Annotated in this window: 12 protein-coding genes; 1 reads left to right on the top strand and 11 read right to left on the bottom strand. The window is 51.3% G+C overall.

The annotated features are described in order from the left end of the window. Position 1 precedes the first annotated feature (1 nt). The 9 genes from H8L47_RS05920 to H8L47_RS05880 all read right to left on the bottom strand — a co-directional run bounded on the left by H8L47_RS05920 (position 2) and on the right by H8L47_RS05880 (position 8,648). Entirely contained in the window at positions 2-919 is a 918-nt protein-coding gene (locus tag H8L47_RS05920) for a U32 family peptidase (protein ID WP_186952293.1), read from the bottom strand. A 2-nt stretch (positions 920-921) separates the two neighbouring features. Further along, on the bottom strand, positions 922-1,926 hold the full coding sequence (gene ubiU / locus H8L47_RS05915) for a ubiquinone anaerobic biosynthesis protein UbiU (RefSeq protein WP_186953085.1): 1,005 nt from the start codon (positions 1,924-1,926) through the stop codon (positions 922-924). An 83-nt stretch (positions 1,927-2,009) separates the two neighbouring features. Beyond that, positions 2,010-2,702, bottom strand: coding sequence for a Crp/Fnr family transcriptional regulator (locus tag H8L47_RS05910; protein WP_186952292.1), 693 nt, complete (start codon positions 2,700-2,702; stop codon positions 2,010-2,012). A gap of 102 nt (positions 2,703-2,804) precedes the next feature. Continuing rightward, a complete protein-coding gene (locus H8L47_RS05905) occupies positions 2,805-3,449 on the bottom strand; it encodes a response regulator (RefSeq protein WP_186952291.1) in 645 nt (214 codons plus the stop codon). Between the two features lie 17 nt (positions 3,450-3,466). Continuing rightward, positions 3,467-5,392 carry a type IV pili methyl-accepting chemotaxis transducer N-terminal domain-containing protein gene (locus H8L47_RS05900; RefSeq protein WP_186952290.1) on the bottom strand — a complete coding sequence of 642 codons (1,926 nt, stop codon included), beginning with the start codon at positions 5,390-5,392 and terminating at the stop codon, positions 3,467-3,469. Between the two features lie 39 nt (positions 5,393-5,431). After that, complete coding sequence (locus H8L47_RS05895; protein WP_186952289.1) at positions 5,432-6,115, bottom strand: carbonic anhydrase; 684 nt, start codon at positions 6,113-6,115, stop codon at positions 5,432-5,434. Between the two features lie 33 nt (positions 6,116-6,148). Continuing rightward, entirely contained in the window at positions 6,149-7,189 is a 1,041-nt protein-coding gene (gene moaA, locus H8L47_RS05890; protein WP_186952288.1) for a GTP 3',8-cyclase MoaA, read from the bottom strand. Positions 7,190-7,320: 131 nt separating this feature from the next. After that, positions 7,321-8,187, bottom strand: coding sequence for a PhzF family phenazine biosynthesis protein (locus H8L47_RS05885; protein ID WP_186952287.1), 867 nt, complete (start codon positions 8,185-8,187; stop codon positions 7,321-7,323). A gap of 65 nt (positions 8,188-8,252) precedes the next feature. Further along, positions 8,253-8,648 carry a hypothetical protein gene (locus H8L47_RS05880; protein ID WP_186952286.1) on the bottom strand — a complete coding sequence of 132 codons (396 nt, stop codon included), beginning with the start codon at positions 8,646-8,648 and terminating at the stop codon, positions 8,253-8,255. 206 nt (positions 8,649-8,854) lie between these two features. On the opposite strand from H8L47_RS05880, the gene H8L47_RS05875 reads away from it, so the two are divergent. Next, positions 8,855-10,966 (top strand): TonB-dependent receptor plug domain-containing protein, encoded by a 2,112-nt coding sequence (locus tag H8L47_RS05875; RefSeq protein WP_230413609.1) that lies wholly within the window; start codon positions 8,855-8,857, stop codon positions 10,964-10,966. Between the two features lie 174 nt (positions 10,967-11,140). On the opposite strand, the gene H8L47_RS05870 is transcribed toward H8L47_RS05875, so the two are convergent. Then, a complete protein-coding gene (locus tag H8L47_RS05870; RefSeq protein ID WP_186952285.1) occupies positions 11,141-11,884 on the bottom strand; it encodes a peptidylprolyl isomerase in 744 nt (247 codons plus the stop codon). A 47-nt stretch (positions 11,885-11,931) separates the two neighbouring features. Continuing rightward, entirely contained in the window at positions 11,932-12,615 is a 684-nt protein-coding gene (gene narI / locus H8L47_RS05865) for a respiratory nitrate reductase subunit gamma (protein ID WP_186952284.1), read from the bottom strand.

The following is a 12,615-nucleotide window of genomic DNA, read 5'->3' as shown; positions in this document are numbered from 1 at the left end:
TTCAAGCTTCTTGCCATTGCATGCCAGGCCGGGCCAGCCAGTAACCGTTGCTGCGTTGCGCATGTGCAGGCAAACAGGCAGCATCGACTTTGGCTATACCCCTGACCTGTCGTGCCAGGTGAAAAGCCTGCACTACCGCTTCCATACCCTGCGATTGCGGCTGCAGACGCAGTACATCCACCTGCATGGCCGCCAGTTCAGGCAATTGCGCGCCCAGATCCAGGCAAGTGGCACTTTGTGTCTGTATGCCATTAATGGTCAAAAATTCCTGGTCTTCCCGGGTGGACAATGCCAGTCCATCTGGGTACATTTCACAACGGAATTCGCAGGTATCCTTGCGTAGATGGTGATGACGCGCGGTAAAACAGCGCGCCGAATATGCCAGCGCCAGCCTGCCCCAGACTTGTACTTCGGTTGCTACATGTGCAGGCCTTTGCTGCTGCAAGGCAGCCAGATCAGTACCAGACATTTCTATCGGCGGCACAAAGCGGCGCGCACCCAGCGTTGCCAGCCAGGCCAGAGTGCCTTCATGATAGATATTCAAATGTGGTCCGGCGACAAAACCATGATCCTGCCCGGCCGCCGCCATCTGCACGGCACGTACAGCACTAAAGTCATTGGCTTCGATCATGAAACCTGCGGCCATAGCGCGCTCGACCAGTTTATGCAAATTGCGCCTGTCGGCATCATTGTCGATCAAAGTCAGGCTGGACAAGACCACCTCCTTGCCTGCCGCGCGCAATTCGGCTGCCAGTGCCAGCCAGTCTTCCAGCTTCATTTGATGACGGCGTGAGCAAATGACTTCTCCCAGATAGACAATATCGACCGGCCACTGCATGGCATCGACATAGAAACGCAAAGTCGCTTCTTTAGACCAGTAATAGGCCAGCGGTGCCAAAGAAATTTGTAATGTCTGCATGATTACTTCCAAGGCCTTTCAAAGGCCCCTTGTGTCACCTGGGCGCCTTCAGCATGTTTGGCCAGCGTAGTTTGCCAGTCTGGCCTTGGCGAATACCGTTCGGGATTGATGCTGGCAGCATCAAGTGCCGCCCTCAAGGTCGCCACCACTTGCGACACATAACTGGGGCTACGCTGGCGCCCTTCTATCTTGATTGCCGCCACCCTCATCTTCAGGAGTTTGGGCAATAATGCCAGCGTATTCAAGCTGGTTGGTTCTTCCAGCGCATAGTCGGTTTTTCCCTCCACCTGGAAACGCCCCTTGCACAGTGTCGGATAAGCTGCGGCTTCGTCTGCTGCGTAACGGTCTATCAGGCTACCATTCAATCTGGCATACAAGACCTGATCACGCTCTTCCCATTTGACTGCATGGGCAGGTGAACAGACGCCCTTGTTATTCGGCGAATCTGCAGTGACATAACTCGACAGCAAACAACGCCCTTCTGCCATCACACACAGACTGCCAAAACCAAACACTTCGATCTCCACCGAGGTTTGCTGAATGATCTTTTCTATCTCCAGCAAGGTCAGCACGCGTGGCAAGACTGCACGTTTGATGTTGAATTGCTCACGCATCAGCTCTATTGCATCCACGGTGGTGGCCGAGCCCTGTACTGACAAATGCAGGCGCAAATCTGGGTGCCTGTCCCGTGCATACGCCATCAGGCCAGGGTCAGCCAGGATCACGGCATCTGCCTGCATTTGTACTGCGGTATCGATGGCTGCCCGCCACTCAGCCGCAACCCTGGCTTGTGGAAAGGTATTAATGGCAAACAAGACTTGCCTACCACGCGCATGGGCGTAGGCGACACCCTGGCGTATATCATAGTCAGAAAAATTCAGGCCACCAAAATTGCGCGCATTGGTGGCATTGCGCAAGCCCAGATAGATGGCATTGGCTCCTTTGTCCACCGCTGCCTTCAAGGCAAGCAGACTACCGGCAGGAGCGACCAGTTCACAAGTTTTCATAAGGCCAGGGCCAATTACTTCGTATGCAGAAAAACCGATGCTAGCGAGATTCATCACCAGCGTCTTTGTCCTGCGTCAATTATTCAGGAAAGCGCTGCATTACCCTGATAAGATTTAAGGGTATCTGTCGGGGCGATAATATGTATGGTAGAGCCGCATACCCTGATCATTTTCTCATCCATCAATTGATGCAAGACCCGCGATAAAGTTTCGGGGGTCAGATTCAATAGCGAGGCAACCAGATTCTTTTTCAACTCCAGCCTGACATCATTCGTGCTTTGCATTGCCGAAGTCTGCAACAAATAATCAATCACGCGTTGCGTGGCGTTCTGCAGGGAATAACGTTCTACATTGCGAATGAAACCCAGCAAGCGGTAAGACAGGCCTGCCATCATTTGCCGGGCAATCACGGGTGAACTATCCAGCAGGCGTAACAGTGCCATCTTGGGTATTTTCAGCAAGAGACTGTTTTCCAGTGCTTCGGCATAGAAGGGATATGGCTCATCCAGAAACAGCATGGCTTCGCCCAGGCTTTGTCCGGGACGTATCAGTTCCAGCACCTTGTCGCTACCGTGTGAGGAGGGTATGCCCAGCTTGACCAGGCCATATACCAGGATAAAACTGGCATCAGCATGATCACCTTTGCGAAACAGGCTGAGGCCTTTGCCTAGCTCAAGTTTGCAAACTTCTCTTTGCAGTGATTCCAGTTCGAATGTTGAAATATGGCGAAACAAGCTTTGATTCGCCAGTAAATTGCCCAAATTGATCTTGCTCATCTTAGTTCTCCGCCAGACTGACAGAGATCAAGTGTAGAAGCAGAAGCCCGCCTAAGCCATACGTCAACAGGACTAATTCAGGCAGGCAAACGGAGAAGGGATTTATTTATCCAGACCATGCTCAACTGCATACACGGCGATTTGCACACGGCTGCTCAGGTTCAATTTCTTCAAGATATTCTGCACATGAATTTTTACTGTGCTTTCAGCCACGTCGAGATTGCGGGCGATCTCCTTATTGCTTTCACCGCGTGCCAGGCAGACCATGGTTTCCCTTTCACGAGGCGTGAGCTTTTCTTTTTCCGGGGTACTTACAGCATGATTCCCAGCTCGAAACTGCATGACCAGCTTGGCTGTCATGGCTTCGGCAATCACTGGCTCTCCTGCTGCGGCACGTTTGATGGCCTGGGTCAGATAGTCTGCTTCTATGTTTTTCAACAAATAGCCACGTGCACCACTCTTCAGTGCCGTACTCAGGTCTTCAGCTTCTTCAGAAACAGTCAGCATGAGGACGGCTATTTGCGGCAGGTCTTCGACGATCAATTGCATGGCTTCGAGGCCAGACAAGCCTGGCATATTCAAATCCATCAAGACCACATCCGGCAGCAGTTGCTTGGCGCGTTTAATGCCTTCCAGCCCATCGGCAGCTTCACCAACGATTTCAAATTCGGGATTGCGCTGCAGCAGTAACTTAATCCCACTGCGGAACAAGGTGTGGTCATCAACCAGCAATATTTTTATAGTCATCTATTCGTCTCTGTGATTCATGCTACCAGTCTTTCCTGATGGTGCAAACTCAGGGATAATGTGGTGCCCTTTCCGGGTGTGCTTTGTATGGAAAATTGGGCGGACAGGCGTTGCGCTCTTTCCTGCATGATCCGCAAGCCTATATGATCTTCCGATCTCTGACTGGCATCGGCTACGGAAAAACCTCTGCCATTATCCGCCACGACCAGTTCAAAGTCGCGTTGATTATCTATCTTTACATGCACCGCGCTGGCATGGGCATGCTTGCGTATATTGGACAAGGCCTCCTGCAGGATGAACAAGACCTGCAGTTGCTGTTCAGGTGCCAGTGGTGCTCCGCTACCCAAGACCTCTACCGTACCAGAGACGCCACTCTGGCGCTCAAATTTTGCCAGGACATTGCGGACTTCTGATTCAAGATTATTAACCTGCATGCGACTACGAAAATTCAGCAAAAGCTCGCGCACGTCTTCATAACTTTCTTCTATGCCAGCACGAAGCAAGGGAACGATGTCGGCAATTTCCTGGCTATCATTGCGCCGGATGGAATCCTCCAGCATCTGCACTTGCAAATTAAGAAAATTCAAACCCTGGGCGATACTGTCATGCAAACCTTGCGCAAGTAAATTTCTCTCCTGCGAAACGGCAAACTCTTTTTCATGGGCGATCAACCTCTGGTTTTCAATGGCGACACCCAGGTTTTGCCCAAGTGTTTCCAGCAAACGTCTTTCTTCACCAGTGATACAACGCTCTTTATCAAAATGCAGTGAAAAACTGCCTATGACTTGCTGAAGTGCGACGATCTGGAACACTGCAATGGAAAAGAATCCTTCATCCTGGCAACGATAATGTTTGAATTGATTCAATTGACGGAAATCCCTGACCAGGACTACCCCCTGCGTAATGGCAGCACCGCACAGGCAATCATCTTTTTTGATGCAATGCTCTTCTTCAATCATCTTTTCTGAGATGCCTTCATGCACAGTAATATGCACATTGCCATTACTCTTGTCGAGTATCCTGACTGTGCCACCTTCAGCTCGTATGCGCTGCATGATCCTGTGTAAAAACCCCCGACACAATTCTTCTATGGCATGCGGCCCGGCCAAAAAGGCAGCAACTTCATACAAGGTACTGACCTCGTGATTTTGTGCCTGCAATTTATGGGTTTTATCCTGCACGCGCTGCTCCAGCATTTTGTGGGCGCTTTGCACATGATCTGCCATGGTGTTAAAAGCTGCTGCCAGCGCACCAAATTCATCTGCGTTTTCTATCGGCAGCCGCACACCGAGATCGTCTTCACTCATCCTGGCAATGCCTGCCTGCATGCGGGTCACCGGACCAATGATCCAGAGGTACAAAAGATAGAGCATGGCAACGCTGGCTGCCAGCGACATGAAGATCAGCACGGTTTGGCACAGACGTAACCAGGTAGTCTTGCCCGCCAACTCCACTTCCACCATGGATACAAGGAGATTGATATCATTCACAAAAGGGGGCAAGTCAAGTCGATATTGCGTGACTGCAGCCTGGCGCATGGCAGGGTCACTGGTCAGCAAGGCAGCCTTTGCATCCTGCTGTATCAGTGTCAGCCAGCTACGCTGGACCTTTGCCATCTGCGTTGCAATTTCCGGTGTTGCAGGCAAGAACAGGGGGCGTTTCGCATCACCGTTCTGCAGGTCCGATAAAGTTGCGTCAAACTGCTTCAATTCATTTTGTATTTCACTATTTTGTGTCGCATGCTCCAGCACCAGCGCCAGGCGGTAAGAACGCATGCGCAAGCTGCCAGCCTCATTGATGGCAGCCGCCCCGCCTTCCAGTTGCCAGGACAGCAACAAGGTATAGGCAATTGCCATCAGAGTCAGACTCAGGCCTATGATGGTGGTCAGCAGGATGCGAAAAGTCATCCGTTTTCTGAGTGGCAAAGGAAATGAGGTGTTCATGGATGCCTGAACAGTGAAGCGAAAACCATAGTGTAAGCCTTATTTGTCTGTATGCGTCATCTCAGCATGCGCAATACCCAGGGGACATACCATGGGAAGAAAGCCATCCGAGCGTTCAGAATAAGCCAGCAAGGCGCCCTGACTCATATCAAAATACCAGCCATGCAAGGCTATCTCCCCCCTTGCCTCCCGTTCTGAAATCCAGGGAAAACTGCGCAGATTATTGAGTGACATCAGTATCGCTCCCATTTCACAGGCACGATTTTGCTCGGCAGCACTGCAATGGGCAAGTTGACTGAGCACCTGTTGCTTGACCGGTTCTACTATTTTCATCCAGCGGCCTATGAAATCAATTTTGCGACTGGGTGTATACCCCTGCATCAGGGCGCGTATGCCACCACATTTTTCATGGCCCATGACAATGATGCGCTTGATATTCAAGGCTTCCACGGCAAATTGTATGGCCGCGCTGACGCCTTGCTGGTGCCCCAGTTCATTGCAGGGTGGCACCAGGTTGGCGACATTTCTGATCACGAAAATGTCACCAGGGTCGCAGTCAAGCAGCAAGGCTGGATCTACCCGGGAATCACAACAGCCTATCAACAAGGTGCTGGGGTCTTGCCCGTGGTTCAGTCTTTCATACAAGGGTTCAGTACCAGCAAAATACTTGCTCTGAAAACGCTGAAAACCTTCTATGAATTGGTGGATGTTTCTAACTTCCATATGACTAGCCCATTCCTGTTATTACCACCACTCTCAGCCCCCCGTTTGCGACATGAAACGGATTATCTTATGTGGCTGGGTTGCAAACTCATGGCGTTCAGGCTTGAGTTCTATTGCCTGACGTATCAAGGCATCCAGCCCGGCGTCATCGATACCGGCACGCAAATGCGGCCGCAATGCCAGTTTTTCATCTTGTCCCAGGCACATATACAGAGTGCCATCGACTGACAGGCGCACACGATTACAGCTTGCGCAAAAATGCTGGCTGATCGGCGAAATAAAACCTATGCTGCCGCTGCCATCTGGCAAGCCCCAGTAACGTGCCGGGCCGCCCCCCAGTTCTTCAGCCAGCGGCACCAGGCCAAACTTGTCCACCAATTGTTCACGCAGTGCCTGTACTTCCATATATTGGGAATTGCGCCCGGTTTCCCCCATGGGCATGGCTTCGATTAAACGCAGGATGAAGCCTTCTTTAAAGCAAAACTCGGCCATGCGCATGACTTCATGGTCGTTCACGCCACGCATGAGTACCATGTTCAATTTGATGGGATGAAAACCTGCCTGCTTACCAGCCTGCAGTCCTGCCATGATATGGGCCAGACTATCACGTCCGGTTATTTTTTCCATACAGGCTTTGTCCAGGCTGTCCAGGCTGACATTGATACGCCGGACACCCGCTGCATACAATTGCCTGGCATGTTTATGCAATTGTGTCGCATTGGTGGAAAGGGAAATATCCTGCAAGCCAGGCAGCGGTGCCAGTTGCCGCACCAGCTCGGGCAAATTCTTGCGCAACAAGGGTTCACCGCCAGTCAGGCGCAAGCGCGCCGTGCCCATGCGGGCAAAAGCTGCCACCACCCTTTGTATTTCATCGAAGCGCAACCAGCTTTCTGGTTCTGCAAAACCTGAAAAACCTTTGGGCATGCAATAAGTGCAACGCAAGTCGCATTTATCTGTTACTGACAGGCGCAAATAGCTCACGCGCCGACCAAAACGATCCACCAGTGGCGGTACCGCCGAGCTGCTTGTGCTTGCCAGAGCACCGGGATGGCTGAGGTAGACAGGATTTTCCATATCTGCATTGTGGTGGCAGACAGGGCACAACACAATTCGCCGCAAAGCCATGAACGACTAGTTCTTTTGGGGGATATGCCTGCACTGGCAAAAAGACAACTCCCATGGCGGACGAAAAATCAGACCTGCAGTCAAACGTAAAGCTCGCCCTTGGCCACCAGGCAAACCTGCCCATGCACTAAAATAGTTTCATCATCTGCATTCACGCACACATGCAATTCGCTGGGGCGGTGTACATATGCTCCCTGGGCAAAAATCTGTGCATCACCAGCCTGCGCGCGCCGGTGCCTGACCAGATAGGCCGCAGCCGGCCCGACGGCACTACCGGTGGCGATGTCCTCAACTCTGCCGTCATTGTCCCAGGTGCGCCCTTCACGGCGGTTAACATCAAGCACGTAGACAAATTTTGCCCCCACGCCCGCCAGCAAGGTTTCAAATTTTTCATGGCAGATACGAGCCTTGTCCAGGTGTTGCTGTATTGGCACGATCAGATAAGGCAGGCCCGTCGACACTACTTGCAAAGGCAAGTCCGTTACCTGATCATGCGCATGCAGGTTTAGCGCTTTCAAAAATGTTTCTGTACTGGTACTCGACAAGGGTTCATTGAAACTGGCTTTGCCCTGATTCATCTCGGCAAAAAAATTGCCATGTTCTTGTCTGCTGCGGGCAAAAACACTACGTTCATTCAAAACAAACTCGAACTCTGCAGTTTCAGCTTCAGGATGAAAACCCTGATGCAAACTGGCGGCGGCACCAATAATGGGGTGGCCGGCGAAACCCAATTCTTCTTCCATCGTGAAGATATGGGCACGCCACTTACCCTGAGTTTCCAGTTTTTGTAAAAAGATGCTCTCAAACTGGCGCATTTCTCGGGTCATCGCCTGCATCATATAGGTGGACAGGGTTTGCTCAAGCACAAAAATACTCAGGCCGTTGCCGGCCAGCGTTTGTCTGGCAAAAACATCCACCATGGAAAACGGGAAAATTTGTTTTTTCACTTGTGACTCCCTGTTTGACTGGTGTCATCAGTATAGGCAAGAACCATCCAAGATAAAGTGAAATCTCAAGCGGCCTTTTGCTGTTGACGACGCCAGTGCCGGCCATACACATGCAGGCCAGCCATGGGCAACAAAAACCAGAACACGGCATTGGCGATCACACTGGCTCGTGTAAAACTGAATTGGTAGTGATAGCCAGTGGCATCGATATACACTGCCATATAGGGAAACCCGGCGAACCAACCCTCACCAGCGATATTAGGAAAGGGTAAGAGCATCCAGAATGTGCCCAGCCAGGAAGCCAGGCCCAGCACCAGTCCTGCCAACAAGCTACCCAAACAGAGTCTGTTCCAGTTTTTTGGACAATGGCCGGTTCGAGACAAAAACAAGCTATTGAACAAACTGTAAACCCCCGCCAGCATCAACAAGCTAGCTGCGACAACGATGGTGATAAGCATCATTTCTTAAACCATGAAAAAAGGGCAAATATGGAAATATATGATAGCACTGGCTATTTGCTTTTCCGCTATATTTTACAGTCGTTGTAAATCAGTTTCATTTCCTCAAATCGGTAGCACTTACCTTGATAGTCTGCCACGACTGGATTAAGCTAACCTCAATCAGAATATATACACTCCTTTAGTTGGAGCCAAAAACACAAGAAACCATGCCATTCCCATCCCCATTCCGTCTCTTGCTGGCCATGAGTTCTGTATTAACTTTGCTAAGTAGCTCAGCCATTGCAGCAGATGTCAATGAAGAAGAAGACCTGGCGCTGGTATATGGCGATAAATCCATGATCAGTATTGCCACCGGCAAGGCACAAAGCCTGCGACGGGCTCCGGCGGTAGCATCTGTGATCACTGCTGAAGATATACGAGCCCAGGGTTTTACCGACATTGATCAGGTACTTGAAACCATCGCTGGCATGCATGTAAGCCGTGCCGCAATTGTCTATTTCCCTGCGTATATCATGCGCGGCATAGGCGGCGGCGGGGTGACCAATCCACATATGCTGGTATTGCAGAATGGCATCCCCATGACCACTTCATATACTGGCGACAAGGGCCAAATGCTGTGGCATGGTATTTCGGTAGAAAATATTTCTAGAATTGAAGTCATACGTGGCCCTGGCTCCGCATTGTATGGTGCAGATGCCTTTTCCGGTGTCATCAATATCATCACCAAAACGGCAGATGAAATTCCTGGCATTTTTTTGAGTGCAGGTGTGGGCTCTTTCCGCACCCGTGATGCCTGGGTATTGCATGGCGGGAAGTGGGGTCCCTTCAAGATTGCCGCTTATCTTCGTGCTGGTGCCACCGATGGTCAAAAAGAAGTGTTGACTGCTGATGCACAGTCCAGAAATGACAAGCTGTTTTCTACTAATGCCAGCCTGGCTCCTGGCAGTGTGCATACAGGCTTTAATCCAGTTGATGCCAATCTGGACCTCAGCACAGGCAACTGGCACTGGCGTTCCAGTCTGCTAAGCCGAACAGAATTGCAAACCGGGGCCGGAGTATCGTCGGCACTCGACTTTGGTGGTGGTGCCACGACAGAAAGATTGACCAGTGACCTGTCCTGGATAGATGCGGCTTTCGCAAAAGACTGGACACTTGGGAGTACTCTGAGCTTCTTATACTATACGGAAAAAAGCAGCCTGCAACTCTTGCCACCAGGGACAAGATTACCAACCGGGACTTTCCCCAACGGCATGATAGGCGGCCCTTCGCGCTGGGAAAGACAATTCCGCCTGTCGGCCTTTGCCAGCTACTCAGGATGGGCTGATCATCAGTGGCGTGTGGGACTTGGGCATGATGATGTCAATCTCTACCGCACCCAGACCATCAAGAATTTCTTGCTTAGCCCGGCTGGCATCCCGATCCCCAGCGGGCCTGTCATGGACTATAGCCAGATACAACCTCATATCCTGCCTACCCGCAGAAAGAATAATTACCTGTATCTGCAAGACGAGTGGAACCTGGCCAAGGACTGGACCATGACGGCAGGCCTGCGCCACGATCATTATTCGGACTTTGGTGGCACTACCAATCCGCGCCTGGCATTGGTGTGGGATGCTAGGTATGACCTGACAGCGAAATTTTTATATGGTCGCGCCTTCCGTGCACCAGCTTTCAATGAGTCTTACGGCCTCAACCCTGTTGCCAACGGCAATCCCAATCTGAAGCCTGAGCGCATTGCCACGACTGAGCTAGCCCTGTCCTGGCAAGCCAATAAGGATGTCTTGCTGAACCTGAATATCTTCCGCTATGACATGCAGGATATTATCCGGGCGGTCGCCAATCCCACGCCTGGCACAGGTTCCACTTACTTCAATACCGGCAATCAAAATGGTCGCGGGCTGGAAGCCGAATTACAATGGGATGTAAAAAAGGATTTGAAGATCCTGGCCAATTATTCTTATCAACACTCGGTCGATGAAAGTACACGCGCTGATGCAGGCTATGCACCACACCATCATTTGTATACCAGGGCAGACTGGCAAATCATTCCAGGCTGGTCCCTCAGCCCACAAGTGAACTGGGTGGCAGACCGTCGCCGCGCCGCTGGTGATTCCCGTCCGGCGATTGCAGATTACACCAGTGTTGATGTGAGCCTGCGCTCACAGCGTGAACGCGGCAAATGGGAATGGACAGCCACCGTCAGGAATCTCTTTAACGCCGACATACGCGAACCCAGCATTGCACCTGGTTTGGCCATACCGAATGACTTGCCGATGGCCCCCAGGTCCATCTATCTGCAACTGATTTATAAAATGTAGTTGCGCCTGGCTTTAGCTTGCCTTGAAAAACAGCACAACCGCAAGAATACTGGATGTCAGTGGCAACACACCTGCGCGCCATTGTCACCCCGTTTGCCAAGCTGGCTCAAGTGCTTGTGTTGAGCGACCATTTTCTTCATTGCCTGAGACATCATCTTTCCTTTTAATGCGATCTCATTGCAGCAGGGGACTATCTGCCCCCTGCAGTTCTATACCGGAAATACTGGCGCGTCCAACCAGCAATTGCAGATACTGGCGCAGCGCATGCTGATGACTGGCAGCATGCATGGCAGTCGCAATTCGGGTTTGCACCTCATCAAATGCCAACAGTTTACCCTCAGCCTTGCGGCCCAATTGAATGATGTGCAAGCCAAAACGTGTTTCTATCAGACGAGGAATGATGCAGCCCGGGCTGGCAGCAAAGATGGCTTTCTCAAATTCGGCCACGGTCGTCCTGCGGCTCAGTTGCCCCAGATTGCCACCCACTTCTGCCGAAGGACAATTCGAATTGGCGCGAGCCAGCTCGGCAAAACGTTCTGGACGTTCCAGCAATTCATCCAGCACGCTTTGAGCATGCAAACGCAGGGCGTCCAGGTCGACGGCATTGGTGACTTGAAACAGGATATGGCTGGCTTCCACCAGTTCACCAACGGTAAAGCGATCAGGATGAGTTTGATACTGGCGCAAACATTCTGCACGCTCGGGAAAAGGAACCAGTACTTCTTTTTCCAGCAAATGGTCGATAATGAATTCATCTTCTCCCTGCAAACCCTGGGCTTTGGCCTCATCCAGCAAAACACGGCGCAAGACCAATGCCGTCATGGCACTTTTTACAGGATCTGGCGCATCCTGGTGCCCAGGTAATTCGCTTTCCATCTCAGTATCATTTAATTCATAGCCATTGACGATGACAGGCATGATTTTCTCCCCACTCATTCTTCAAGATGTTGATATTCACTGCGCGCTTAACGAGAACGCACCAATTGCCAGGCCCTGCCCAGATATCCCACGGCAGCAAAGCCACTCCAGACATGTACAAGGCGGGTAAATGGAAACAGTACGAACAGGCTCAAACCCATGAATAAATGGGCCTTGAACAACCAGGGTGCGGTCACGATGAATTCAGCAGCATCACCACGGAAAGTCACGATATGCTGTGCCCAGGTCATCAACAAGACCATCATGTGACCATCCCTGTGACTGGCAGACTCAACAATGGTGGACAAACCCAGGACCAGGGTAATAAAAATCCAGACCAGCAAAACCTTGTCACCAGTACGTGTCACCGCCGCAATGCGTGGATCACTCAGACGGCGGTGCATCAAAATCAGCAAACCGACCAGGCACAGACTACCAAACACGCCGCCAGCGACCATGGCGATCATTTGTTTGAAACCATGACTGATACCCAGGCTGTCCCAGACAAAAACCGGTGTCAGCAAACCGACCAGATGACCAAAGAACAAACCCAGTACACCGATATGGAACAGGATATTCCCCAGACGCAGATTGCCTGCATGCAGCATCTGTGAAGAATCGCTCTTCCAGGTATATTGCTCGCGCTCAAAACGCACCAGGCTGCCAAGCAGGAAAATGGCCAGCGCTATGTAGGGATAGATCCCATAAATAAATTGATGTAGATAAGTCAT

This window comes from Undibacterium umbellatum (assembly GCF_014284125.1).
Taxonomy (GTDB): Bacteria; Pseudomonadota; Gammaproteobacteria; order Burkholderiales; family Burkholderiaceae_D; genus Undibacterium; species Undibacterium umbellatum.
This window is presented reverse-complemented; position numbering and strand designations above follow the sequence as displayed.

Bases quoted from the DNA above. Each gene is read 5' to 3' on its own strand.
- moaA (WP_186952288.1), bottom strand. From the start codon at position 7,189: ATGGAAAATCCTGTCTACCTCAGCCATCCCGGTGCTCTGGCAAGCACA.
- ubiU (WP_186953085.1), bottom strand. From the start codon at position 1,926: ATGAAAACTTGTGAACTGGTCGCTCCTGCCGGTAGTCTGCTTGCCTTG.
- H8L47_RS05880 (WP_186952286.1), bottom strand. From the start codon at position 8,648: ATGATGCTTATCACCATCGTTGTCGCAGCTAGCTTGTTGATGCTGGCG.
- H8L47_RS05905 (WP_186952291.1), bottom strand. From the start codon at position 3,449: ATGACTATAAAAATATTGCTGGTTGATGACCACACCTTGTTCCGCAGT.
- H8L47_RS05900 (WP_186952290.1), bottom strand. From the start codon at position 5,392: ATGAACACCTCATTTCCTTTGCCACTCAGAAAACGGATGACTTTTCGC.
- H8L47_RS05895 (WP_186952289.1), bottom strand. From the start codon at position 6,115: ATGGAAGTTAGAAACATCCACCAATTCATAGAAGGTTTTCAGCGTTTT.
- narI (WP_186952284.1), bottom strand. From the start codon at position 12,615: ATGACTTATCTACATCAATTTATTTATGGGATCTATCCCTACATAGCG.
- H8L47_RS05910 (WP_186952292.1), bottom strand. From the start codon at position 2,702: ATGAGCAAGATCAATTTGGGCAATTTACTGGCGAATCAAAGCTTGTTT.
- H8L47_RS05920 (WP_186952293.1), bottom strand. From the start codon at position 919: ATGCAGACATTACAAATTTCTTTGGCACCGCTGGCCTATTACTGGTCT.
- H8L47_RS05875 (WP_230413609.1), top strand. From the start codon at position 8,855: ATGCCATTCCCATCCCCATTCCGTCTCTTGCTGGCCATGAGTTCTGTA.
- H8L47_RS05870 (WP_186952285.1), bottom strand. From the start codon at position 11,884: ATGCCTGTCATCGTCAATGGCTATGAATTAAATGATACTGAGATGGAA.